Source organism: Burkholderia mycopellens (assembly GCF_964265025.1).
Taxonomy (GTDB): domain Bacteria; phylum Pseudomonadota; class Gammaproteobacteria; order Burkholderiales; family Burkholderiaceae; genus Burkholderia.
Window position 1 is genome coordinate 437257 of the sequence record NZ_OZ183803.1, and the last position, 25260, is coordinate 462516.

At 67.8% G+C, this 25260-nt stretch carries 20 protein-coding genes and 1 pseudogene; 11 read left to right on the plus strand and 10 right to left on the minus strand.

Going from position 1 to position 25260, the window contains the following annotated elements; translation table 11 throughout:
• Positions 1-6: 6 nt before the first annotated feature.
• Together ACPTTC_RS20290 and ACPTTC_RS20295 are read right to left on the minus strand one after the other, a co-directional pair.
• A complete protein-coding gene (locus ACPTTC_RS20290; protein ID WP_423393645.1) occupies positions 7-2235 on the minus strand; it encodes a penicillin-binding protein 1A in 2229 nt (742 codons plus the stop codon).
• A 124-nt stretch (positions 2236-2359) separates the two neighbouring features.
• Positions 2360-3865: a PLP-dependent aminotransferase family protein gene (locus tag ACPTTC_RS20295; protein WP_423393646.1), complete on the minus strand. Its 1506-nt coding sequence runs from the start codon at positions 3863-3865 to the stop codon at positions 2360-2362.
• A gap of 123 nt (positions 3866-3988) precedes the next feature.
• Here ACPTTC_RS20295 and ACPTTC_RS20300 point away from each other — a divergent pair, with 123 nt between their 5' ends.
• Entirely contained in the window at positions 3989-4627 is a 639-nt protein-coding gene (locus ACPTTC_RS20300; RefSeq protein WP_423393647.1) for an FMN-binding negative transcriptional regulator, read from the plus strand.
• Positions 4628-4682: 55 nt separating this feature from the next.
• Here ACPTTC_RS20300 and ACPTTC_RS20305 read toward each other — a convergent pair whose 3' ends face one another.
• The gene (locus ACPTTC_RS20305; protein ID WP_423393648.1) at positions 4683-5264 is read right to left on the minus strand and encodes a thioredoxin family protein; all 582 of its coding nucleotides are present in this window, start codon (positions 5262-5264) and stop codon (positions 4683-4685) included.
• 227 nt (positions 5265-5491) lie between these two features.
• Between ACPTTC_RS20305 and ACPTTC_RS20310 the strand changes: the two genes are divergently transcribed.
• Positions 5492-6232: a response regulator gene (locus ACPTTC_RS20310; protein WP_175971567.1), complete on the plus strand. Its 741-nt coding sequence runs from the start codon at positions 5492-5494 to the stop codon at positions 6230-6232.
• Positions 6229-7551, plus strand: a complete 1323-nt coding sequence (locus ACPTTC_RS20315) for an ATP-binding protein (protein WP_175971568.1) — start codon at positions 6229-6231, stop codon at positions 7549-7551. The genes ACPTTC_RS20310 and ACPTTC_RS20315 overlap by 4 nt, the downstream gene beginning before the upstream one ends.
• A gap of 96 nt (positions 7552-7647) precedes the next feature.
• Here the strand turns inward: ACPTTC_RS20315 and ACPTTC_RS20320 are convergent, their stop codons facing one another.
• From ACPTTC_RS20320 to ACPTTC_RS20335, 4 genes are all read right to left on the minus strand, one after another.
• Entirely contained in the window at positions 7648-8259 is a 612-nt protein-coding gene (locus ACPTTC_RS20320; RefSeq protein ID WP_423393649.1) for an alpha/beta fold hydrolase, read from the minus strand.
• A gap of 53 nt (positions 8260-8312) precedes the next feature.
• Positions 8313-9047: a metallophosphoesterase family protein gene (locus ACPTTC_RS20325; protein WP_423393650.1), complete on the minus strand. Its 735-nt coding sequence runs from the start codon at positions 9045-9047 to the stop codon at positions 8313-8315.
• Between the two features lie 110 nt (positions 9048-9157).
• Positions 9158-9694: a GNAT family N-acetyltransferase gene (locus ACPTTC_RS20330; RefSeq protein ID WP_423393651.1), complete on the minus strand. Its 537-nt coding sequence runs from the start codon at positions 9692-9694 to the stop codon at positions 9158-9160.
• 12 nt (positions 9695-9706) lie between these two features.
• Entirely contained in the window at positions 9707-10339 is a 633-nt protein-coding gene (locus tag ACPTTC_RS20335; RefSeq protein WP_423393652.1) for a LysE family translocator, read from the minus strand.
• A gap of 305 nt (positions 10340-10644) precedes the next feature.
• On the opposite strand from ACPTTC_RS20335, the gene ACPTTC_RS20340 reads away from it, so the two are divergent.
• The 4 genes and pseudogenes from ACPTTC_RS20340 to ACPTTC_RS20355 all read left to right on the plus strand — a co-directional run bounded on the left by ACPTTC_RS20340 (position 10645) and on the right by ACPTTC_RS20355 (position 15859).
• Positions 10645-11838, plus strand: a complete 1194-nt coding sequence (locus ACPTTC_RS20340; protein WP_174917102.1) for a porin — start codon at positions 10645-10647, stop codon at positions 11836-11838.
• Between the two features lie 157 nt (positions 11839-11995).
• Positions 11996-12127, plus strand: a pseudogene (locus tag ACPTTC_RS20345) (aldehyde-activating protein); the annotation flags it as partial.
• 466 nt (positions 12128-12593) lie between these two features.
• Complete coding sequence (locus tag ACPTTC_RS20350) at positions 12594-14516, plus strand: SMP-30/gluconolactonase/LRE family protein (RefSeq protein ID WP_423393653.1); 1923 nt, start codon at positions 12594-12596, stop codon at positions 14514-14516.
• Positions 14517-14983: 467 nt separating this feature from the next.
• Entirely contained in the window at positions 14984-15859 is an 876-nt protein-coding gene (locus tag ACPTTC_RS20355; RefSeq protein ID WP_423393654.1) for a LysR family transcriptional regulator, read from the plus strand.
• 33 nt (positions 15860-15892) lie between these two features.
• Here the strand turns inward: ACPTTC_RS20355 and ACPTTC_RS20360 are convergent, their stop codons facing one another.
• Both ACPTTC_RS20360 and ACPTTC_RS20365 read right to left on the minus strand, forming a co-directional pair.
• The gene (locus ACPTTC_RS20360) at positions 15893-17095 is read right to left on the minus strand and encodes a multidrug effflux MFS transporter (protein ID WP_423393655.1); all 1203 of its coding nucleotides are present in this window, start codon (positions 17093-17095) and stop codon (positions 15893-15895) included.
• Between the two features lie 506 nt (positions 17096-17601).
• Entirely contained in the window at positions 17602-19776 is a 2175-nt protein-coding gene (locus ACPTTC_RS20365; RefSeq protein ID WP_423393656.1) for a TonB-dependent siderophore receptor, read from the minus strand.
• A gap of 401 nt (positions 19777-20177) precedes the next feature.
• Between ACPTTC_RS20365 and ACPTTC_RS20370 the strand changes: the two genes are divergently transcribed.
• Positions 20178-20624, plus strand: a complete 447-nt coding sequence (locus tag ACPTTC_RS20370) for a hypothetical protein (protein ID WP_423393657.1) — start codon at positions 20178-20180, stop codon at positions 20622-20624.
• An 88-nt stretch (positions 20625-20712) separates the two neighbouring features.
• Here ACPTTC_RS20370 and ACPTTC_RS20375 read toward each other — a convergent pair whose 3' ends face one another.
• Complete coding sequence (locus ACPTTC_RS20375) at positions 20713-21459, minus strand: TetR/AcrR family transcriptional regulator (protein WP_226196382.1); 747 nt, start codon at positions 21457-21459, stop codon at positions 20713-20715.
• A gap of 170 nt (positions 21460-21629) precedes the next feature.
• Between ACPTTC_RS20375 and ACPTTC_RS20380 the strand changes: the two genes are divergently transcribed.
• The 3 genes from ACPTTC_RS20380 to ACPTTC_RS20390 are packed head-to-tail and all read left to right on the plus strand — an operon-like array spanning position 21630 to position 25255.
• The gene (locus tag ACPTTC_RS20380) at positions 21630-22811 is read left to right on the plus strand and encodes an isovaleryl-CoA dehydrogenase (protein WP_021163017.1); all 1182 of its coding nucleotides are present in this window, start codon (positions 21630-21632) and stop codon (positions 22809-22811) included.
• A 31-nt stretch (positions 22812-22842) separates the two neighbouring features.
• Positions 22843-24450 (plus strand): carboxyl transferase domain-containing protein, encoded by a 1608-nt coding sequence (locus tag ACPTTC_RS20385; protein WP_423393658.1) that lies wholly within the window; start codon positions 22843-22845, stop codon positions 24448-24450.
• A gap of 19 nt (positions 24451-24469) precedes the next feature.
• The gene (locus ACPTTC_RS20390) at positions 24470-25255 is read left to right on the plus strand and encodes an enoyl-CoA hydratase/isomerase family protein (RefSeq protein WP_423393659.1); all 786 of its coding nucleotides are present in this window, start codon (positions 24470-24472) and stop codon (positions 25253-25255) included.
• Positions 25256-25260 lie beyond the last annotated feature (5 nt).

The window sequence follows — 25260 nt, forward strand, 5'->3', positions numbered from 1 at the left end:
TCCAGGTCAGCGGAACAACCTCAGCCAGTCGAACAGGCCCGGGTGCGGCGTGCGTCGTCGCGGCGCCGGCGCGCTGCGCGGCCGGAAGTCCGGCGAGAATTGCGCGTGCGGATCGATCGCCCTCGCGCGCAGCGCCGCATCGTAGAACGTGCCGACGATCGGCAGTGCGCTGTGCGCGCCTGCGCCCCAGTAGTCGCTGCGCAGCGTCACGCTGCCGTCGTCGAAGCCGACCCATGCGCCGGCCACGAGCTGCGGATGCATCAGGATGAACCAGCCGTCCGCGTTGTCCTGCGTCGTGCCCGTCTTGCCGGCGACGTCGACTCGGATTCCGTAGCGCGAACGGATGTCGGCGCCGGTGCCGCGATCGACGACGTCGCGCATCACGTCGACCAGCGTCCGTGCCGCAGGCTCCGGCAATGCACGTTCGGGCGGCGCGCTGCCGAAGGCGGCGAGCACCTTGCCGTCGCGATCCTCGATGCGCGTGATCATCTGCGGCGCGACGTACATGCCGCGGTTCGCGATCGTGCCGTACGCGGACACCATCTCCTTCAGCGTGACGGGGCTCGTGCCGAGTGCGAGCGACGGTACCGCGTCGAGCGGGCTCTCGCGCACGCCCATTGCGCGCGCGAGCTGCGCCACCTTCGCGGCGCCTTCGTGCTGCATCACCTGCGCGGTGATACGGTTGCGCGATAGCGCGAGCGCATCGCGCAGTGTCATCGGCTCGTCGGTGGGCGGCTCGGCATCGGTCGGGCGCCAGACCGCACTACCGTCGATCGGAATCGCGACGGGGCGGTCGACGAACGTATCGCCCGGCCGCATGCCGTCCGCGAACGCGGCGCCATAGACGAACGGCTTGAATGTCGAGCCGGGCTGGCGCCGCGCCTGCGAGACGTGATCGAACGGCTCGCTGCCGAAATCGGGACTGCCGACCCACGCGCGGATCGCGCCGTTGCGCGGATCGATCGCGACGAAACCGGCCTGCACCTGCGTCTTGCGCTCGCACAGCGTGCGCATGAATTCCCGATTGGCGCCGAGCTGCTTCAGCGCCGCGACGTCGGTCAGCCCCGTGTCGCGTGCCTGCCGGTAGTCGGGTGTCTCGCGGAGGAATCCGCGGAACAGGTCGTTGCGCAGCCCGCAGCCTGACGGGCCGCGCCACGCGCTGTCGGCGATCGCCTGCAGCCGTTCGGTCTGCCGCGTCAGCGCCTGCGTCGCCATGTCCTGCAGTCGTGCGTCGAGCGTCGTGCGCACGACGAGTCCGTCGGAGTACAGATCATAGTTGTTGCGATCGGCCCACGCGATCAGCCATTTGCGCAACTGCACCGCGAAGTGCGGGGCGAGGCCGGGCTGCCCCGACTGCGGCTCGAAGTCGACGCGCAGCGGCTGGCGCTGCAGTTTTGCGAGCTGCTGCGGCGTCAGCATGCGCATCTGCGCCATCCGGTCGAGCACGATGTTGCGCCGCTGTACCGCGCGTTCCGGATTCAGCACCGGGTTGTAGTAGCTGTTGCCTTTCAGCATCCCGACGAGCGTCGCGCTTTCGACGATGTCGAGCTGGTCGGCCGACTTGCCGAAATAGGTGCGCGCCGCCATTTCGACGCCGTACGCGTTGTACAGGAACGGCACGGTGTTCAGGTAGGTCTCGAGAATCTCGTCCTTGCTGTACACCGACTCGATCTTGAACGCGGTGATCAGCTCCTTCACCTTGCGCGTGAGCGTCGGCGCGCGGCCGACTTCATCCGGATACAGGTTGCGCGCGAGCTGCTGCGTGATCGTCGAGCCGCCCTGGCGGTCGCCGGAGAACGTATGCAGCCCGGCCGCGATCGTGCGGCGCACGTCGATGCCGTGATGTGCGTAGAAGCGGTGGTCCTCGGTCGCGATCAGCGCGTCGACCATATGCGGCGAGATCTGCTTGAGCGGTACCCATTCGCGGTTGACGGGCCGGAACTCGGCGATCAGCTGGCCGTCGGCGGACAGCACGCGCGCGGGGCGGTCGATGCGCGCCTTGCGGATGTCGCCAATGCTCGGCGTGAACGGGACGAATGCGAGCAGCACCAGCAGGCCCAGCTCCGGGATCGCGGCGAGCGTCAGCGCGACGCCGCGGCGCGTCGGATGACGCAGGCCATGCAGCACATCGGCGCCCAGCGCGCGGATGCGCGCGCGGCAGGCAGCGGCGAACGGTGCGACGCGGGCGCGGCAACGGCGCCACGCGTCTCGAAGAAGCGGCACGAAGCGATTCAAGGCAGCAGGAGCGCGGAGGGAAGAGGCGCGATCCTAGCAAACGGCACCCGTGCGACGCCGGCGAAAACGGCCGTTTGCTTGCAGGATTTACAGACGATTACGTTTGTTGCCTGCCGACAACCAATTACGGCACACGCGGCCGCGATTCCGCTGACGAAACCACATCCGCGAGCCGCTGCGCGGCCGCCTCCATCTGCGCGCGGCCGAACCCGCCGAAGCCCAGCACGAGCCCCGGGCGGGCCGTGCCCGGCGCGAACATCGGCGATACCGCGCGCACCGCGACGCCGGCTTGCGCGGCGCGCTCGACCACGTCGAGATCGTCGATCCCTTCCGCGAGCCACAGCACGACGTGCATCCCCTGGTCGCCCGGCTGCACCCACGCGCGTTCGCGCGGCAGCCGCGCCCCGAGCGTGTCGATCAGCAGCGCGCGCTGTTCCGCATACACGCCGCGCACGCGGCGGATGTGGCGGTCGAGATGACCTTCCACAATGAACGCGGCCAGCACGTGCTGGTCGGCGGTCGGCACATGACGATCCATCAGCACGCGGGCGCCGCAGAATGCGGGCACGAGATCGTCGGGCGCGATCACGTAGCCGAGCCGAAGCGACGGAAACAGGATCTTGCTGAACGTGCCGAGGTAGATCACGCGATCGGGGGCGAGCCCCTGCAGCGACGGGAATGGATGGCCTTCGTAGCGCAGCTCGCTGTCGTAATCGTCCTCGACCACCCATGCGTGCCGTGCGCGCGCCCACGCGAGCAGCGCATTGCGCCGCGCCATGCTGAGCGGCATGCCGAGCGGATACTGATGCGACGGCGTGACGAATGCGACCCGCGCGTGTGGCGCGAGACGGATACCGGCCTCGACGTCGATGCCGTCGGCGTCGACCGGCACCCGCACCATCGCGTCGCGCCGCCCGGTGCTGTCGAGCAGCGCGGTGATGCCGCGATAGGCCGGATTCTCGACCCATGCCTGATCGCCCGCGCCGAGCAGCACCTGGCTTGCGAGATGCAGCCCCTGCTGCGTGCCGCTCGTGATCACGACCTGGCTCGCATCGCAGCGCACCGAGCGCGAGCGGCGCACGTAGTCGGCGATCGCTTCGCGCAGCGGCAGCGCGCCTTGCGGATCGGCATAGCCGGATGGCGCGCCGGGGCCGCGCGCGCGCAGCCGGTTGCCGAGCCGGCGCCAGATGTCGTCGGGTGCGGTGAGCCCGATCGGCACCGAGATCGCGAACGGCATGGCCGGCAGCGGACGGAATTCGCCGGCGATCCGCGCGAACGTGGCGGCAGGCTCGGGCAGGCCGGCGCGCGCCGGGGGGCGGCGCCGGGCGGGCGGCTCGGGGGCGTTGACGGGCGGCTCCGCTAGCGCATGCGCGACCCGCGTGCCCGCGCCGCCGCGCGATTCGAGAAAGCCTTCGGCGATGAGCTGCGCATACGCATCGACGACGGTGCCGCGCGCCACCTGCAGCGACGCGGCGAGCAGCCGTGTGGACGGCAGCGTGTCGCCGGGTCGGACGTCGCCGCGCCGCACGGCTTCGCGCAGCGCCTGCGCGAGCTGGCGGCTCAGGTCGCCGGCCGCACGATCGAGCGTGCCGAGTGACGGGATGTCGACGTTCCGGGCCGTTCTTGCCATGATTCTGGTCTGCTGAAAATGTTTCAAACTGGCTCTACAGCATAAACCAGTTTGGAGCCACAATCGGCGCATGACGGGCCAGCGCCTGATCCATTCCAACCCCCGCATGACCGTGGAGCCGACATGTACGTCCCCGCCGATTTCGCCGAAACCAATCCTGACGCGCTGCGAGAGCTGATCGTGCAGCATCCGTTCGGCAGCCTGATCACGCACGGCAAGAGCGGGCTCGACGCGAACCACATCCCGTTCGAGCTGCTGCCGAGCGACAGTGGCCCCGACGAGCTGCATGCGCACGTCGCGCGCGCGAATCCGGTCTGGCAGGACGTCGCGAACGGCGACGAGGTGCTCGTGATCTTCCGCGCGGGCGACGCATACATCTCGCCGACCTGGTATCCGAGCAAACATGTGGCGCACCGGCAGGTGCCGACGTGGAACTACGTGGTCGTGCATGCGCACGGCCGCATCACGGTGCGCGACGACGAGACGTTCGTGCGCGGAGTGGTCGCCCGGCTGACGCGCACGCACGAGGCGTCGCAGCCGGCGCCGTGGAAGATGGGCGACGCGCCGAAGGATTATCTCGACGCGATGCTGCAGTCGATCGTCGGACTGCAGATCGAGATCACGCGGCTCGTCGGCAAGCGCAAGCTCGGGCAGAACAAGGAGGAGGCCGATATTCGCGGCGCGGGCGACGCGCTGGTCGCGAACGGCAACCTCGCGATCGGCGAGGCGATGATCGAGGCGGCCGACGCGAAGCGCGGGTGAACGCTCGCGACAGGCAGGCGCGCGCGGGCAAGTGCCACGCCCGCGCGCCGGCCCGTCATTGCGTGCGCGTCATGCCCTTCGCGCCTTCACCGGCCTGCGCGAGCGCACCGCGGATCGCCGCCTCGGTCTTGTCGTACCCGCCTTCGCCATCGCGCGTATAGATCACCTTCCCGTTCGCGTCGATCAGGTACAGCGCGGGCCAGTACTGGTTGCCGTACGCGCGCCACGTGTCGTAGCGGTTGTCCTGCGCGACCGGATACCGGATCCCGAAGCGCTTGATCGCATCGGCGACGTTGCCCGCGTCGCGCTCGAACGGAAACTCGGGCGTATGCACGCCGACCACGACGAGCCCCTGGTCGCGATACTTCCGGTCCCACTCCTTCACGTACGGAATCGTATGAATGCAGTTGATGCACGAGTACGTCCAGAAATCGACGAGCACGACCTTGCCGCGCAGCTGGCCGAGCGTCAGCGGCGTGCTGTTGTGCCAGCGGTCGATGCCGGTGAAATCGGGGGCCGCCGTACCGGCCTGCGCGGCCGGCATGTCGGCGTTGTCGCGGGTGCCCGCGAAGGCGGCGAGCCCGGCCGAGGCGGCAAGGGCGATAACGAGGGTGGCGATCTTGAGTCGGGGCAGCATGGCGTTCTCCTGAGCGGGAGGCCGCCGCTCGGGGCGGTGGCCGGGACGGGTTTCGACAGGCCCCATTAGGCGGCGCCGACGTATCTGCGATGTGTCCGGCGGGCCACGCGTGTGCAATGTTGTGTGTCGTCACGGCGGCGCGATACATTGGGATACAAACGCATGCCCGCCGTGCGGTATAAAAGTGGACATCGCCAGCCCGAATCCCTCGACACCGACAACGACTCATGGACAAGATCGACCACGTGCTGATCGTCGACGACGATCGCGCGATCCGCGAACTGCTCGCGGACTACCTGGAGAAGAACGGCATGCGCGTGTCGCTGGCCGCGAACGGCCGTGAGATGCGCAGCGTTCTGGACGACGGTGCCCCCGACCTGATCGTGCTCGACCTGATGCTGCCCGGCGAGGACGGCCTCGCCCTGTGCCGCGACCTGCGCGCGGGCAAGTTCCGTACTGTGCCGGTGCTGATGCTGACCGCACGCGGCGAGGAAACCGACCGCATCATCGGCCTCGAGATGGGCGCCGACGACTACCTGGCCAAGCCGTTCGCGGTGCGCGAGCTGCTCGCGCGGATCCGCTCGGTGCTGCGGCGCGCGCGCATGCTGCCGCCCGGCATGCAGGTGACGGAAACAGCGGAGATGCTCGCGTTCGGCGAATGGCGGCTCGACACGACCGGGCGCCACCTGCTCGACGCGGAAGGCACGCTGGTCGCGCTGAGCGGCGCCGAATACCGGCTGTTGCGCGTGTTCCTCGACAACCCGCAGCGCGTGCTGACGCGCGACCAGTTGCTCAATCTCACGCAGGGGCGGCAGTCCGACCCGTTCGACCGCTCGATCGACCTGCTCGTGAGCCGGCTGCGCCAGCGCCTGCGCGACGGTGCGCGCGAACCGCGCTACATCAAGACGCTGCGCAACGAGGGCTATGTGTTCTCGTCGGCCGTGACTGCCGTCGACGGTACGCCATGAGCGCGCGCATGCCGTGGCACTGGCCGCGCTCGCTGTTCGCGCGGCTCGCGTTGATCCTGTGCGTGGGCCTCGCGCTCGCGCAGACGCTGTCGTTCTGGCTCACGGTGACCGAGCGCGACCAGGCGACCACCAACCTGATGATGGGCTACATCGAGCGCGAGGTCGCGAGCTCGGTCGCGCTGCTCGACCACCTGCCGCCGGCCGAGCGCGCCGCGTGGCTGCCGCGCCTCGCCCGGCGCAGCTATGCGTTCATCCTCGGGCCCGGCGATACGGGCACGCCGCCGGAGGCGCGGCTGTCGGCGCGCGTCGAGCGGTCGATTTCCGATGGCATCGGCGGCGACTACCCGCTGACCGCGAACGCGATCCCCGGCGACCGCGAACACCTGCAGGTGCATCTGCGACTGACCGACGGGTCGCCGCTGACGATCGACATTCGTCCGATGTCGACGGTGCCGCTGTCGGGCTGGCTGCCGGTCGTGCTCGTATTGCAGCTCGCGGTGCTGGCCGCGTGCTGCTGGCTCGCGGTGCGGCTCGCGACGCGGCCGCTCAAGCAGCTCGCGCAGGCCGCCGACGCACTGGGCCCTGACCTGAAGGGCGAGCGGCTGAACGAGGGCGGGCCGTCGGAAGTCGCGCGCGCCGCCCGGGCGTTCAACGCGATGCAGGATCGCATCGCGCAGTACATGGCCGAGCGCATGCAGATCCTCGCGTCGATCTCGCACGACCTGCAGACGCCGATCACGCGGATGCGCTTGCGCGTCGACATGATGGACGACGACACGCAGGGCGCGAAGCTGCGCCAGGACCTGCTCGAGATGGAGCATCTGGTGAAGGAGGGCGTGGCGTACGCGCGGACGCTGCACGGCACCGAGGAGGCCGCGCGCCGCATCGATCTCGACGCGCTGCTCGACAGCATCGTGTGCGACTACACGGATGCGGGGCAGGACGTCGCGCTGCACAGCCGCGCGCCGCTCGCGCTCGTCACGCGGCCGAAGGCGCTGCGCCGTATCGTCGGCAACCTCGTCGACAACGCGCTGAAATTCGCGGGCGCGGCCGAGATCGACGTGCAGGCCGGGCCGGACGGCGGCGCGGTGATCGCCGTGCTCGACCGCGGGCCCGGTATTCCGGACGATCAGCTCGACGCGGTGTTCGAGCCGTTCCGGCGTGTGGAGACGTCGCGCAACCGCGAGACGGGCGGCACGGGGCTCGGCCTCGCGATCGCGCGGCAACTCGCGCTCGCGATGGGCGGCACGCTCACGCTGAACAACCGGACGGACGGCGGCGGGCTCGAGGCGCGGCTCACGCTGAGGAATGCGGGGTGACGGGAGGCGGCGCGTGAGCGGCGCGGTTTCAGGTTGGTGCCGAAGTCGAAGCCTGATCCGAAACCGAGGCTGGCGTTGAAGCAGCAGCGCGCGGCGTCACACGCGCTGAAGATGCGCATCGACGAGCGGCGCGAGCGTAGCCGCATGCACGGCCGCGAGGTCATGCCGGCCGCCGGGCACGACATGCAGCTGCGCATCGGGCAACCGTTCGAGCAGGCGCCGGCCGGCCGCGACGGGGCTGATCGGATCGTCGTCGCCCCACAGCAGCAGCGTCGGCTGCGCGATGCGGCCGATGTCCCGCGACAGGTCGGCATGGAGCGTCAGGAACCAGTCGGGATGCTGCGGGTTGGCTTGCGCGAAACCGGTGCGCCAGTCCTGCGCACCGAGCCCGGCCATGTCGAGTCCGCCGGACGTGACCGTCAGCACGAGGTGCGTGATCAGTGCGGGCTTGTCGAGCGCCGCGCGCATCGCGATCACGCCGCCCATCGATTGGGCAATCACGGCGGTCGGCCGGTCGATCGTTTCCAGAACATGACGCACGAGGCTGTCGAAATCGTCGACGGCCGGATCGCGCGGCGTGTCGCCGAAACCCGGGTAGCCGACGATCCGGCGCTCGGCCGGATGCGTCAGCAGGCCGGCGAGCGGTTGCCAGAAGGCGGTGCTGCCCGATGCGCCGGGCAGGAAGAGCAGTTGCGATGGAGCAGGCATGGCGGTGCGGTTTTCAGGTGAATGAAGTGAAGCGGGAGGGGGAGCCGCGCGCATCAGCATCGGCCGGTGCGCAGCGCGACGGTCCAGTCGTCGCGCCCGCGCGATGCCGCGGTGGCCGCGGCCGTGTGCCAGTCGTATTCGACCGCATGGAACTCGACGTTCCAGCCGGCGGCCGTGCGCGACACCATCGCGTAGCGCGCATGCGGCGAGCCGGTCTCGATGCGGTGCGGATGCGGCAGGTCGTCGGTGTATGCCTGCAGCCCGACGCTGCCCGGGTTGACGATCAGCCGGCCGTCGTCGAGCTTCGCCGTCCGCGGAATGTGCGTATGGCCGCACAGGATCAGCGACGCCGGTTCGTCGCCCGCGCGCTGCGCGATTTCATCGGGCGTGGCCGCACGGCAGCCGTCGGGGGTGACCGTTTCGAGGAAATAGACGAGGTCGCTGTCGGGCGTGCCGTGCACCATCAGCACGTCGTCGCCGAGCGTCATGCGTTCGGGCAGCGCGGCGACCCAGTCGAGATGATCGGCACGCAGCGTGTCGTGCGCCCAGCGATCCGACAGCCGCATCGACTCGCGATCGCCGGTGAGCAGTTGCCGTTCGTGATTGCCCTTGATGGTCGGCAGGTCGAGCGCGATCAGGCGGTCGGCCGTTTCGGCCGGATGGAGTGCGCCGGACAGGATGTCGCCGAGGTTGACGATCACGTCGGCGCCGCGGCGGCGGACGTCGTCGAGCACCGCGTCGAGTGCGGCGAGGTTGCCGTGGATGTCGGACAGCGCGGCGATTTTCATGGCGGATCGTCGAAGAGGGGAACGGCGATTGTCGCCAATTCGGCGCAGGCCGTCCAATGGCGCGCGCGTGCGAAGCGGTGGGTGTTCGGCGTGAAACCGCGGGTTGCGCGTCAGTCGGTCGCGAGGCGCGCGTACATCGCGAAATCGCCCGGCGTGCCACGCACCATCCTGTATGCGCGCAACAGCCCTTCGTAGCGGTAGCCGCACTTCTGCAGCACGCGCGCGGAGCCTTCGTTGCCGGTCAGCACGACGGCCTGCATGCGCATGAAGCCGCCGTCGGCGAATGCCCACTCTGTGACGGCCGTACACAGCGCGCTCGCGATCCCGCGCCCCCAGTGCGACGGCGCGAGATCGTAAGCGATTTCCGCCGAGCGGTTCGCGGTCGATACGGTATGCAGACCGATCGTCCCGGCGAGTGCACCCGATGCGGCGTCGATCACGGCGAGACGGCGGATCGAGTCGGGATCCGTCGATTCGATGCCGTCGAACAGCGGCAACAGGTCGTCGGGCGAGCGCAGGTTCCAGCTCGTATGGCGGAAGACGTCGGGGTTCGACAGGTACGCGTACCACGCGTCGAGGTCCGCGCGTTCGAGCTGGCGGAGCGACAGGCCCGGATAGCCGGAGCGGGGCGGCGTCGCGATTTTCATCGGAATCCGCCCCTACGACGCATGACGTCGGTACAGCGCCAGCGACCCGGCGAGCGCAAGCAGCATCGCGCCGCAGGTGCGTTCGAGCCACAGCGCCCCCGCGCGCTTCAGCAGCCGCACCGCACGCGCGCCGAGCAGCGCGCAGCCGAACATCACGACACCGTCGAGCAGCGCGAACGTGACCGCGAGCGCGACGTATTGCGGCGCGAGCGGTGCGGACGGATCCAGGAACTGCGGCAGGAAGGCGGAGAAGAACAGATAGCCCTTCGGGTTCGTCACCGCGGTGAGGAAACGCTTCGCGAAGATCGACGCGTTGGGCCCGGATGCCGCGCCACCGTGCGCGGCGGCGATGTCGAGCGAACCCTTCGACATCAGCAGCCGGATGCCCACGTACGCGAGGTACGCGGTGCCGAGCCACTTCACCACCGAGAACCAGAACGCCGACGCCGTCAGCAGCGCGCCGAGGCCGAAGGCGACCGCGACGATCAGCGCGAAGTCGGACAGCATCGCACCCGCGAAGCCGCAGGCCGCGCGGCGCACGCCGTAGCGCGAGCCGTTGGTCAGCCCGAGCAGCACGGTCGGGCCGGGTGGCGCGATACCGACGAACGCGACGGCGGCGAAGGTCAGCAGGGTCGTTTCATGCATGAAGGCACTCCCGATGGATGGCGGGCGTTCGATTATTGGCTGCGCACGTCGGGGCTGTACAGGTGCGGCGCGCTGCGCACAAGGCTGCCGTCTCGACTATCTCGATTTTGGCAAGAAACTGTTTTCATCATTGCGCTTTCGATCGAAACCGGTTCCATCTACCATGGCGGCCGCAGTGGGCATGCCCGCCGCGTCGTCGCGCGCGGACGCCGCCGGCCTCGCACCGTCGGCGGATCTTGCCGCCCGCGCGCTACTCGCAACTGACAGCCAGAACAACGGGTTCAACGCCCGGAGACACGACAATCATGAACAAGCAACTGATCGCAGCCCCGCTGCTGCTCTCGCTCGCGGGCATCGCCGCCGCGCAAAGCTCCGTCACGCTGTACGGCATCGTCGATGCGGGCGTGACCTATCGCAGCAACGAACGGGTCGGCTCCGCGGGGGCGTATACCGGCCATTCGAACGTCGGGCTCACGACCGGCAATCTGTCCGGCAGCCGCTGGGGCATCAAGGGTTCCGAGGATCTCGGCGGCGGGATGCGCGCGCTGTTCGTCCTCGAGAACGGCTTCGACATCACGAACGGCACGTCGGGGCAGGGTGGCCGCCAGTTCGGCCGCCAGGCGTTCGTCGGCCTCGGCAGCGACCGCTACGGTACGGTCACGCTCGGCCGCCAGTACACGTCGCTCGACGACTTCGTGAGCCCGGTCGGCCCGTCGTCGTACATCGGCGGCTTCGGCGCGCACCCGGGCGACATCGACGACCTCGACCAGACCGCGCGTGTCGACAGCTCGATCAAGTACACGAGCGCCAACTACTCGGGCTTCACGTTCGGCGCGTTGTACGGCTTTGGGAGCCAGCCGGGCAGCATGAAGCAGCGCAACACGTGGAGCGTCGGCGCGGCATACGCGGCGGGCCCGCTGCGCGTCGGCGTCGGTTACGAGCGGTCGGACAACAGCAAGACGGGGGCGACCGACCCGACGGCCGGCAAGTGGCAGAGCACCGATGACGGGCTGTTCAACTCGTCGATCAACGAAGGCTATGCGAGTGCGCAATCGCAGCAGATCATCGCGACCGGCGCGACCTACGATTTCGGCCCGGCCGTCGTCGGCGTGAACTACAGCAACGTGCAGTACCGCAGCGGCGGCCAGTCGCTGTTCACGGGCCACGCGACGTTCAACGTCGCGGGCGTGTTCACGCGCTGGAACGTGCGCCCGCAGACGCAGCTGTTCGCGGGCTACAGCTACACGCGCGGCAGCGATGTCGACGGTGTGGACGACCGCGCGCAGTATCACAACGTCACGCTCGGCGCCGTCTACGACCTGTCGAAGCGCACCAGCGTGTACCTGCTCGGCGCGTACCAGCATGCGTCGGGCATGACGCTCGACGCGCTGGGCCGGCCGGTAGCCGCGACGGCGTCGGTGTCCGACAAGGCGAACGGCCACTCGTCCGATTCGCGCTCGCAGGCCATCGTCAGCCTCGGCCTGCGCCAGAAGTTCTGACGCATCACCATCGTTGCAGGCGCAACGTTGCCAGCAGCCGATGCCGGCGACGTTGCACGCATGCTCCTGTCCTGTCGCCTCCTTTCCTGGAGGAGACGACATGAGCCGATCGCAATCCGCGACGCGCCTGTGCGGAGCCGTCACCGTGACGCTGCGCGGCGGGCAGTTGCCGGGCGACCTGCGGCCGACGATGCACCTGTTCTACCGGCACCGCGAGATCGACGTCGTCGACGCGCTGCCGAAATTCCTCGACGGCTGGGACGGCCGGACGCTCGACGACGCGAGCTGAACGATCGCGGGCCGCGTGCCGGCACGGCCGGCGCGCGGTCCGGTTTTTTTCGCCGTATCCCGCCTTCTTTCCCCTTCCTTCCTCACTTCCTCCCGCTGCGCTGAATCGCGGCAACGCGATTGCGCCGGATATTATTTTTTCTCTTTCATTTAAATTTCGATTTGTAATCATTTGGCTGATTTCCGGAGAATGAAAAAGGCAATGCGGGCGTTTCAGAAAAAATGACGTATTCGCATTGGACGATCCGGAAGAAAATGCCGGGGAAAAGGCACCGAAACCGTGCGACCGGCAGGCCGTAGCGGCCCGGTGTTCGGGTTTGGCCGTCGTTGACGGAACAGCCCCGGACCGCAAAAAGAACGGAGTGAAATAATTCGGGATGAAGGCGAATGCGCTTTAGCTGGAATCATCAATATTTCATGCGCTGCAATTTACAGTATCGACAATTGAACGTTCGGGAGCATTATTCATGTCAATGAAACAAATTCGGGCGGCGTTGCTGGGAATGTGCATGGCAATGCTGGCGCCGGCGAGTCACGCGCAGGTGCAATACTCGACCGACTGGCTCGCGAACACGTACGGTACGCTGGCCCAGCACGTCGGCAATGCGGCGCGCTCGATGTGGGTCGCGCCCGAGGGCGTGATCTACACGGCGTCGCGCTGGGACGAGAATGCGGGCGGCGTCGCGCTCTACCAGAACGGCCAGCCGATGGGCACGATCGGTATCCACGACGAATTCCAGGGCGGCGCGATCACCGGCAACGCGACGTCGATCTTCGTCGCGCTCGGCTACAACCGCACCTTCGGCAGCGGTTCGGTTGGCCGCTACGATCGCAGCACGAACAAACGCGACCTGCGCATCCCGGTCAGCACATGGACGGGCCTCCCGAACCCGGACGTGATCACCGGCCTCGCGACGGCCGGCAACCTGCTGTACGCGAGCGATTTCTACGGCAACCGCGTGCGCGTCTATACGACCGACGGTGTGTGGCAGCGCGACATCGGCGTGACCGGGCCCGGCGCGCTGGCGCTCGATGCGGCGGGCAACCTGTGGGTCGCGCGCATGAGCGCGGGCGCGGTCGTGCAGTACAGCGCGACCGGCACGCTGATGAACACGATCCAGATGGCGGCCGGCGCGCGGCCGTCGGCGTTGTATTTCGATGCGTCGACGGGGCAGTTGCTGGTGGGCGACCAGGGCCCGGACATGAACATCAAGATCTACAGCCTTGCCGGGTCGCCGCAGCAGATCGGCACGTTCGGCGTGCAGGGCGGCTATCTCGACACGACCTCGGGCATCAAGGGGCAGGTCGGCGACAAGCGCTTCACGCGCGTGGTCGGCATCGGCAAGGATTCGGGCGGCAACCTCTACGTGCTCAACAACGCGTGGGGCGGCGGCTGGGATCTCGGGCGCAACGGCAGCACCGACCTTCATTCGTACAGCCCGACGGGCGCGCTGCAATGGAAGCTGCAGGCGCTGAACTTCGAGGCGATTGCCGCGCCCGACCCGGCCACCGACGGCGCGTTCTTCTACAGCGGCAACAACGTCTATACGGGCTCGGCGGGCGGCACGTTCGTCGCGAACACGGTCGATCCGTTCACCTATCCGAAGGACCCGCGCCTCGACATGAACGACTACCAGCGCGGCCAGCACTTCGGCCAGCTCGTGACGGTCGGCGGCAACCGGATTCTCGTCGCGTCGGGCCAGAACCCCGGCAACTTCAACTTCTATTACTTCACGCCGGCGACCGGCTATATCGCCAATCCGGCCGGCTCGCTGCCGGGCAAGCCGTTCAACACGACGCTGCAGGTCACGGCCGGTTTCGACATCGACGGCAACGGCGACGTGTGGGCCGGGCTGAACGGCTCCAACGCGATTGCGCATTACCCGATGACGGGCTTCGACGCGACCGGCAAGCCGTCATGGGGCAAGGCGACCACCACGGCCGTGCCAAGCACCGTGGCGCCGACCACGCGCATCGTCTACCAGTCGGACAGCGACACGATGATCCTCGCGCAGGGCCTCGCGAACAATTGGGACTGGACCGCGATGAACGGACACATCGAGGTCTATCACGGCTGGAAGAGCGGGAATACGACCGCGCCGAACCCGGTGATCAACCTGACCAGCGCGAACCCGAAATCGATCGCGGCGGCCGGCCACTACCTGTTCGTCGGCTACGTGCACACCGTGCCGAACGTCGACGTGTTCGATCTCAATACCGGCGCGCTCGTCACGACGCTGACCAACTCGAACACGTCGGCGATGGACGTCGGCAACGACGTCGACTCGATGTACGGGATCCGCGCGTACCTGCGCTCGACCGGCGAATACGTGATCACGAAGGACAACTACAACGGCACGAGCATGATCGTGTACCGCTGGCATCCGTGAACATGTGGCGGCAAGCAGCGCGGTGCCGGCCGCGCGGCCGAGTGTCTTGAGCGCGCCTCGGCGCGCGTGCCGGTCGGACATGGCGTATCTCCCGGAATCGTTTTGGCGGGGGTGTGTCGCGTTGCCGTGCGGTGCTGCGGCGTCGCGAATGCGTAGCCGGTCTGGCGGCGCGCACTCGATACGGAAAATCGCGCTATCGGAGGGGAGATATTCGAGGCGCTGTTGACTGGACGGCAGGATGCGGGCGGCGCGATCGATGCAACGGTCATCGGGGCGAGCGTTGCATTAGACCTTCTTCGGAGCGCCGGGCCGTGGGGGACATCCGGCGGGCAGCTCCGGTTTCGGCAGAAGAATTGACCGGAATATTGATATGGATGACTGATCATGTGGCACAGGGCGTCGAGGAGCGGCTTGTATAATTGCCCTCGACGAATGCACACACGCTTTACCGAGAGAGAACGTTATCCATGAACTGGGACGATGCCCGCGTTTTTCTGGCAGTTCATCGCACCGGGACGCTGCGCGAAGCCGCGGCCGTGCTCGATGTCGATCAGGCCACCGTGGGGCGACGCCTGGCGGCGCTCGAGAAGGCGCTGGGCGCGAAGCTGTTTCTCAAGACGTCGTCCGGCTATGTCGTGACGCAGGTCGGCGAGCATTCGCTGCAGGCTGCGGAAGCGATGGAGCAAGCGGCGAGTGATTTCGAGCGCCGTGTTCACGGCTCGGACGACCGGCTCGAAGGCGAGGTCCGGGTGACGACGACCGATTCCCTTGCGATGGATTTCGTCGTGCCCGCGATACGGTCGTTGCGACGGAAATGCCCCGCGATACACGTGGTCCTGACGACGTCGGTGCAGGTGCTCAACCTGACCCGGCGTGATGCGGATCTCGCGATTCGAACCGTGATGCCGGAAAACCCCGATCTCGTCCGCCGGAAGCTGGCCGAGTGGGAGGTCGGGTTGTTCGCGAGTCGCGAGTATCTGGATGCACATGGCGCGCCCGCGATCGGGTCCGCTTTCGAAGGGTACGACCTGGTCGTCTACCAACCCGCCATCACGTCGAACCAGGGCGACACGCTCTGCGGCGAATCGATGGAACGCGGGCGCATCGTTGCGCAAGTGAGTTCGAGCCTGATGCTGGCGACGGCGATCCGGTCGGGCATCGGCGTCGGCGAACTGCCGGTGTATATGGCGCAAGAGGATGATTCGCTCGTGCGAATCTGGCCCGACAGGTCGCGAGCCGTGCCGTATCAGGTCTGGCTCGTGTCGCATACGGACCTGAACCGGACGGCGCGCGTTCGGGCCGTCACCGCCGAGATCGCTGCTGCGTTCGACCGCTATCGATAGCGGCCGGGATCCTGCCGGTGCGGGGCCGGGTACTCAACGGGGCTGGGTCTTGCGCATCGAGCGCGGGCGTCGCGCGGCATACCAGCGAGGCACGATCGCAGCCGCCGCGACGATCGCGAAGAACGGGATGGCCGTCGCCAGCACGTGGCTGCCGGTACCGAGCAGGCTGCTGGACACGGTGGCCGCGAGCGACGCGCTGCCGATCTGGAAGAAGCCGACGAGCCCGGACGCGGTGGCCGCGCGCCCGTGCTCGCTCGCGATGGCGCGCGACACGGCGAGCGACAGCGACGATCCGTTCGACAGGCTGACGAGGAACATCGGCAAGACGATCGCGATGATGCCCTTGACGTGCGACGACTCGCACAGGGCGAACGCGAGGCCGCCGGCCACGAAGCAGCCGATGCCGGCCGCGACGATCGCGTCGTAAGACATCCGGTCGAGCATGCGGCGCGAGAGCAGGTTGGCGGAAATGATGCCGGCGGTCAGCGGCAGATAGAGCCAGCCGCTTTGCTGTTCCGACAGGCCGAGGCCGGCGAAGATGAACGGCGATTGCGTCAGGTAGACGAACCACGCGCAATAGATCGCGCAGACGACGAGCGTGTAACGGATGAATGCGCGGTCCCCGAGCACATCGGCGAAGCCGGCCAGCGGCGCGGCGCGATGTTGCCCCGGCGTGACGGCCGGCCGCGTTTCCTTCAGAAGACGCCGGACGAGCACGAGCGCGACCCCGCCAAACGCGGCGACGAAAATGAAATTGCTGCGCCACCCGAACCACGCGGCCAGATATCCGCCGATCGCGGGGGCGATCGCCGGAGACAGCGACACGAGCGGATACACGATGCTGTAGACCTTCGCGGATGCGTGCTTGTCGCACGTGTCGGCGATGATCGCGCGACCGATGACGAGGCCGGACGCCGCGCCGAGCGCTTCGACGACGCGCCATCCGAGAAAGCTCGCGAAGCCGCCTGCGCTTGCGCAGCCGAGCGAGCCCAGGATGTACACGAGGATGCCGACCGTCAGCACCGGCTTGCGTCCCCATCGATCGGAGAGGGGGCCGTAGAACAACTGCGCACAGGCGAGCGCGATCAGGTAGGCCGATACCGTCTGCGGCATCTGCCATGCAGCGATCGAAAACGCATGGGCCATCGACGGCATCGCGGGCAGGTAGACGTCGGACGCGATCAGGCCAAAGGCGCTCAACAGGGAGACGACGAGGATGAGTGAGAAGTTGGACATGTTCGCTGGGTGATTGTGGCGGAGCGCGTGAACGGATGGAGAGGGCGACGCGCTTTGGACAGCCTTGGGAAAAGGCCGGGCCGATCATACGGCGTGCGATGCGGTTCGGGTGCGGGCGGAATTGCATCGCTCGGATGCATTTTTGCGGACGCCGAAGCGGGTGCCGGGGAGGTGTGTGGAGGACTGCGTCGGGTGCCGTGCAGGACGCCGGTCAAGCAGATTCCGGCGCGGGTGTTGGCGGCGAGCAACGACGCGTTTCGCTGCGGCGCCGGGTTCGCCGGATGGTCGGGCGGTGTTTCGCCGCCGCGCTGTCGTCGCGTTGTTGTTCGAGGCACCGCGTGTGCGTTTGCCGCGATCGATCGAGCGATCGTGAAGTGGCCGGGACGCTGCGCTTAGGAGAGGGGGAGCGGTGGAGTGTGGAGCGCGGCCACTGATGCGGGTTTGAGCATGGGCTGCCGCTTGCCGGCAAGCCCATGCACGCATCAGAACATCAGAACGTCAGAGCGTCAGAACGACACCGTCGTCGTCAGCGTGACGAGCCGTGGCTCGCCGACCGCGATGATCAGGTTGTTGTTGCTCGACGGGTAGTAGGTCTTGTCGAGCAGGTTCTTCACGTTGAGCTGCAAGCGCGTCGGGAACTTGCCGATCGTCGTTTCGTAGGCTGCGAATGCGTCGACGGTCACGTAGCCGGGCAGCGTGAAGCTGTTCGCGGTGTCGCCCGGGCGTGCACCGACGAGACGTGCGCCGCCGCCGAAGCGCCAGCGGCCGGGCAGGTTCGCGATCGCCGTGTCGTACACCGCGAAGAGGCTGCCCGTGTGGCTCGCGACGTTGACGAGCGGCGTGTTGCTGTCGCGATCGTTCGCATTCGTATAAGCGTAGCTGCCGATCACGCTCAGATGGCGCGTGATCTGCCCCGCGACGTCGAGCTCGATCCCGCGCGAGCGCGCGGTGCCGATCGTCGACGTCAGATCGTTGACCGTGACCGCGACGTTGCGCTTGTCGATCTGGTAGACCGCGAGCGTGCCGGTGATCGCGGGCTTCAGGCTAAACTTCAGCCCGGCCTCGAGCACGCGGCCGTATTCCGGTGCGAGCGGCGCCGCGACGTTCGTGGCGACGTTCGGCTTGAACGAGCGGCTCACGTTCGCGTAGGCGGTCAGCGCCGGCGTGAGCGCATACGCGAGCCCGAACTGCGGGAGCCATACGTTGCCGCGCGAGCGGTCGGCGAACACGAACGGCCGGCCCATCCCCGATTCCTGCTGCCAGTTTTCCCAGCGTAGTCCGCCCACCGCGGTGAGCCGGTCGGTGAGCTTCACCGAGTCCTGCACGACCAGCGAATACGCATGCACCACCGAGCGCGAATCGCTTTGCTTCGGGTTGGGCGTGCCGCCCGGCGTGAGCAGGTCGTACACGGGATCGTAAAGGTTGAAGCCCTTGGTCGCCTTGCCGCGGATCGTGTCGCCGCGGAAGCTGCGCTGGCGCTCGTATTCGCCGCCGAAGTAGATCGCGTGGTTCATCCCGGCGAGCGCCACGTTGCCGAGCAGGCCGAGCGTCGCGATCTGGTCGGAATCGTTGCGCCCGAGATTCGCATCGGACGAGCGTGCCAGTGCGCCGGTCGTGCCGTTGAACGCGGTGGCGCGGGTAATGTATTGAGCGTAGCGGTCGCGGCCCCAGCCGTAGGTCGCGCGCACGCGCCACGCGTCGGAGAAGCGGTGCTCGATGCGCGCGCGCAGCGTTTCCTGGATGCCGGTGCTCTGCGACCACGCTTCCTCGTAGCGGCGATAGCGCAGCGCATCGTCGAGCTGGCCGTTCACGAGCACGGTACCGCGATCGAACGGCGTCGTGTAGTCGACATACTGATAGCTGACGTCGACCGACGTGTTCGCGTCGTGCCACGACAGCGCGGGCGCGATCAGTGCATCGCGCTGGCGGCCGAAGCTGCGCCAGTAGCGGCTCGTGTCGTATTGGCCGGTCAGCCGGAACGCGAGCGTGCCGCCCGCGACCTGGCCCGGCTTGCCGAGCGGGCCCGTGAGGTCGAACGTCGCGCTGCTGCCGCCGTGGCTCGTGCGCGAGGCCGAGACCGAGCCGCCGAACGTGTCTTCCGGCTTGCGCGTGACGAGGTTGATCACGCCGCCCGGATCCTGCATCCCGTAGAGCAGCGACGCCGGGCCCTTCAGCACTTCGACGCGGTCGATCGTCGCAAGATAGCTGTGCAGCACCGGCGTGCGCACGCCGTCGACGAGCACGGAGCCGTCGTTGTTCGACCCGAAGCCGCGCTTGGTGAACGCGTCGCGCGTGCCGCCGAGCGTGTTGGTCTGGGTGACGCCGCTGATGTTGCCGAGCACGTCGTCGAGCGAGCGCGCCTGCTGGTCCTGCATCACGCTGCTGCTGACCACCGCGACCGATTGCGGAATCTCCTTGATCGAACGGTTGTCGCCGCCCGCGATGCTCGTGGTGCGCGGCTGATAGCCGACCGTTGGATCGGCGGTTGCCGATGCGCTGACGCTGATGGCCGGGAGTGCGCGCGCGGCCGGCGTCGAGGGCGTGGAAGCGGAGGCCGAGGCGGCGGGTTCGGCGGCATCGGCATGCGTGCCGCTCGCGACGCAAAGCGTGATCAGGGCAGGCAGGCTCGTGCGCCACGGACGCAGGGTCCGGGCGCGGTGGGGCGTTCGTCGGGGTGGCATGAATCGATGCAGGATGGAGTGCTAAGGATCGTGGCGCGGGCCGCGGCGTTCCACCGTGACCAGGGGGTGAATAGTATATGTAATGAGAATCATTTGCAATTGTAATGAAAGGATCGGCGGCACGCGGGCCCTGGTTGCCGGGCTGTCGGCCGTCTGCTACCGTAGCGACCAAAATCAGACGCAGTGAAATTCAATGAGAGAGCCGGGGGCCGCACCATGTCATCTTCCAGTCACGTCGCGTTCAGCGCGACGCTGCGCACCGCACATGACCATGCGGGTGGTGAAGTGATCGCAGCCGTGTTCCGCCATTCGAACGACTAAAGCAACGGAAGCGCATTTGTCCGGCGCAAGCGCCGGGCTTCAATCAGTTCAACCACCACGCTAGACGGGAGAGACCACCCATGAAGAAGATTTCCGCGCCGTTCGCGGCGGCCGCGCTGGCGGCTTGCACGCTGCTGGCGGGCGTTCACCAGACCGCCAGCGCCGCATCGGACACCGAGCCCGCGATCGACGCGCGTTACGGCGCCGTCATCGAGGCCTATACGCAGGACATGGCCGCCGCGAAGACGAAGTACGACGGCAAGCGCCTGGTGTTCGTCGGCGCCGTGATCCGGATGGGCAGCGACCCGGGCGGCACCTATTTCGGCGCGCTGACGGCCGACGGCGAGCAGTTCGACACGCATTTCGACGTGGCCGACCAGGATGCGCTGAAGCCGAAATTCCCCGGCGGCGAGATCAAGCCGTTCGTCACGTCGGCCGCATTCCGCTTCAGCTGCGTGAACGAAGGCTATATCGACGCGCCCGTCCTGCCGGGCCTGAAGCTGGCGCACTGCCGCCTCGCCAACTGACCGGCGCGCCGCGGCCATCGTGCCGCGGCGCCGCCATCCGGCCGCCGCGCGTCACCCGCGCGTGCTGTCGCCTTCCAGCCGCCGCGCGTCACCCGCGCGTGCTGTCGCCTTCCAGCCGCCGCACGGCTTCCGCCACGTCGTTCCTGAAGCGCACCAGCGCCGCCTGTTCCGGCGCCGGCGGCTGCACGGCGGCCCACAGCATGTCGACGAGCTGCGTGGCCGTCGTTTCCGTATCGAGCTTGCGGTGCCCGAGGATCGCATCCCACAGCACGTGCTCGATCGGCCCGAACACCATCGAGCGCAACAGGCTCAGCGGCAGGTCGGTGCGCACCTGCCCGGCCGCCTGGCCGCGCGCGAGCACATCCATCAGCGGCGCGGTGTAGCGGCGCTGCAGCGCGGTGAGCTCGTCGCTCAGCGCATGCTGCTTCGCGCGGCCTTCCGACAGCACCAGCGCGCACAGGCCCGTGCCGTTCACCAGCATCAGCCGCAGGTGGGTGCGCACGATGAACGCGAACTGCTGCTGCACCGACGCGTCCTGCGGCATCCCGTGCTCGAACGCGGCGATGTTTTCGTCGTACCAATCCGCGATGACGCGCGCGCACAGCTCGCGCTTGCCGCGGAAATAGCTGAACACAGTCGCCTCCGAGACGCCCACGCGCTGCGCGATCTCGGCGGCCGTCGCATGCTCGTAACCTTTTTCGGCGAACACTTCCCGGCCGGCGCGCAGAATGTCCTGCACGCGTTGCTGGGATTTGCGCCCGGCGGGCGCGCGCGACGTGTCGGCGCGGTCGGCTTTGACGGTGGCGGTCATGGTGTCGGCGGTAGCGGCTGTCATCTCGGCATGATATCTGAGTGTCACTCAAAAAACTATTGACGCCCAACCCGGCGAGGCGCGAAACTGTGCAAAATTTACGCTGTATTGGTCAATGAATATGAGCATTCATTCGATTTGAGCGAAACTCAGAAATCGGTGGGTGCCACACACTTTCTGGAGACGGAGGAGACATGATCAACCTGCCCGGTGTGCAATTCATGCTCGGTGAAGACATCGAGATGCTGCGCGACGCCGTCGCGACGTTCGCGGCGAAGGAAATCACGCCGCGCGCGGCGGAGGTCGACCGCACCGACCAGTTTCCGATGGATCTGTGGAAGAAGTTCGGCGATCTCGGCGTGCTCGGCATGACGGTCGCCGAGGAATACGGCGGCGCGAACATGGGCTACACCGCGCACATGGTCGCGATGGAAGAGATCTCGCGCGCATCGGCGTCGATCGGCCTGTCGTACGGCGCGCACTCGAACCTGTGCGTGAACCAGATCCACCGCAACGGCACCGAGGCGCAGAAACAGAAATACCTGCCGAAGCTCGTGTCGGGCGAACACATCGGCGCGCTCGCGATGAGCGAGCCGAACGCCGGCTCCGACGTCGTCAGCATGAAGCTGCGCGCCGACAAGCGCGGCGATCGCTACGTGCTGAACGGCACGAAGATGTGGATCACCAATGGCCCCGATTGCGACACGCTGGTGGTCTACGCGAAGACCGACCTCGAAGCCGGCCCGCGCGGCATCACCGCGTTCATCGTCGAGAAGGGGATGAAGGGCTTCTCGGTCGCGCAGAAGCTCGACAAGCTCGGCATGCGCGGCTCGCACACGGGCGAGCTGGTGTTCCAGGACGTCGAGGTGCCGGAGGAGAACATCCTCGGCCAGCTCAACGGCGGCGTGAAGGTGCTGATGAGCGGCCTCGACTACGAGCGCGCCGTGCTGTCGGGCGGCCCGACGGGCATCATGGCCGCGTGTCTCGACGCGGTGGTGCCGTATATCCACGACCGCAAGCAGTTCGGCCAGGCGATCGGCGAATTCCAGCTGATCCAGGGCAAGGTCGCCGACATGTACACCACGTTCCAGGCGTGCCGCGCGTATCTGTACGCGGTCGGCCGCCACCTCGATTCGGCGGGCAGCGACCACATTCGCCAGGTGCGCAAGGACTGCGCGGGCGTGATCCTCTACACGGCCGAGAAGGCGACATGGATGGCCGGCGAGGCGATCCAGATCCTCGGCGGCAACGGCTACATCAACGAATACCCGGTCGGGCGCCTGTGGCGCGATGCGAAGCTGTACGAGATCGGCGCCGGCACGAGCGAGATCCGCCGGATGCTGATCGGCCGCGAGCTGTTCGCGGAAACGATGTAACGCCCCACGTCACGCGAACGGAGCCCCGTCGATGCCGATCATCGAATCGAAACTGAACCCGCGCTCGGAAGACTTCCGCGCGAATACCGCCGCGCTCGAGGCGGTCGTCGCCGACCTGCGTGCGAAGATCGAACAGCTCGCGCAGGGCGGCGGCCAGGCCGCGCGCGACAAGCACCTGTCGCGCGGCAAGCTGCTGCCGCGCGAGCGCATCGCGCAACTGCTCGATCCGGGCGCGCCGTTCCTCGAGTTCTCGCAGCTCGCGGCGAACGGCATGTACAACGACGACGCACCGGGCGCGGGCATCATCACCGGGATCGGCCGGATCGCCGGCCGCGAATGCGTGATCGTGTGCAACGACGCGACGGTCAAGGGCGGCACCTACTACCCGGTTACCGTGAAGAAGCACGTGCGCGCGCAGGAGATCGCCGCGGAAAACCGGCTGCCGTGCGTGTACCTCGTCGATTCGGGCGGCGCGAACCTGCCGAACCAGGACGACGTGTTTCCCGATCGCGACCACTTCGGCCGCATCTTCTTCAACCAGGCGACGATGTCCGCCGCGGGGATCGCGCAGATCGCCGTCGTGATGGGTTCGTGCACGGCGGGCGGCGCGTACGTGCCGGCGATGAGCGACGAGTCGATCATCGTGAAGGAGCAGGGCACGATTTTCCTCGGCGGCCCGCCGCTCGTGAAGGCCGCGACCGGCGAGGAAGTGAGCGCCGAGGATCTCGGCGGCGGCGACGTGCATACGCGCCTGTCGGGCGTGGCCGATCATCTCGCGCAGAACGACGCGCATGCGCTGTCGATCGCGCGCAGCATCGTCGATCACCTCGCGCCGAAGATCGCGCCGCCGGTGGCGCTGCGCGAGCCGAAGCCGCCGCGCCACGACGCAAAGAGCCTGTACGGCGTGATTCCGGTCGATACGCGCAAGCCGTTCGACGTGCGCGAGGTGATCGCGCGCATCGTCGACGATTCCGAGTTCGACGAATTCAAGGCGCGCTTCGGCACGACGCTCGTCACGGGCTTCGCGCACATCTGGGGCCACCCGGTCGGGATCGTCGCGAACAACGGCATCCTGTTCTCCGAATCGGCCGTGAAGGGCGCGCATTTCATTGAGCTGTGCTGCCAGCGCAAGATTCCGCTCGTGTTCCTGCAGAACATCACGGGCTTCATGGTCGGGCGCAAGTACGAGAACGAAGGTATCGCGCGGCACGGCGCGAAGATGGTGACGGCCGTGTCGAATGCGAAGGTGCCGAAGTTCACGGTGATCATCGGCGGCTCGTTCGGCGCCGGCAACTACGGGATGTGCGGCCGCGCATTCGGCCCGCGCTTCCTGTGGATGTGGCCGAACGCGCGGATCTCGGTGATGGGCGGCGAGCAGGCCGCGTCGGTGCTCGCGACGGTGCGCCGCGACGGCATCGAGGCGAAGGGCGGTTCGTGGTCCGCCGAGGAAGAGGATGCGTTCAAGCAGCCGATCCGCGACCAGTACGAGCGCCAGGGCCATCCGTATTACGCGAGCGCGCGGCTGTGGGATGACGGCGTGATCGACCCCGCGCAGACGCGTGACGTGCTCGGGCTCGGCCTCGCTGCTTCGATGAACGCGCCGATCGACGAGACGCGCTTCGGCGTGTTCCGCATGTAACGGCCGGGAGGGCTGAACGATGCGATACGAAACGATCAAGGTCAGTGAAGCCGGCCGGGTGGCGACCGTCACGCTCGCGCGTCCCGACGTGCGCAATGCGTTCAACGAGACGACGATCGCCGAGCTCACCACCGCGTTCGAATGGCTCGACGCGCACGCAGGCGTGCGCGCGATCGTGCTCGCCGCGGAAGGGGCGGCGTTCTGCGCGGGTGCGGACCTGAACTGGATGAAGAGGATGGCCGGTTACTCGGACGACGAGAACCGTGCCGATGCGCGCAAGCTCGCGCGGATGCTCGAGGCGATCCATCGCTGCGGCAAGCCGGTGATCGCACGCGTGCATGGCGATGCATACGCGGGCGGCGTGGGCCTGGTGGCGGCGGCCGACATCGCGATTGCCGCCGACGGCGTGAAGTTCTGCCTGTCGGAAGCGCGACTCGGGCTGATCCCCGCGACGATCGCGCCGTACGTCGTGCGTGCGATGGGCGAGCGCGCGGCGCGCCGCTACTTCACGACGGCCGAGGTGTTCGACAGCGCGCGCGCGGCGTCGCTCGGTTTCATTCACGACGCGGTGCCGGCCGATGCGCTCGACGAAACGGTCGCGAAGCTGGCCGCGACGCTCGTCGCGAACGGCCCCGACGCGGTGAAGGCGTGCAAGCGGCTCGTCGCCGATGTGGCCGGCCGCCCGCTCGACGCGACGCTGATCGAGCAGACCGCCGACTGGATCGCCCGAACCCGCGCCGGCGCGGAAGCGCGCGAAGGGATCGCGTCCTTCCTCGAAAAGCGCACGCCGTCGTGGCGTGAATGATTGCG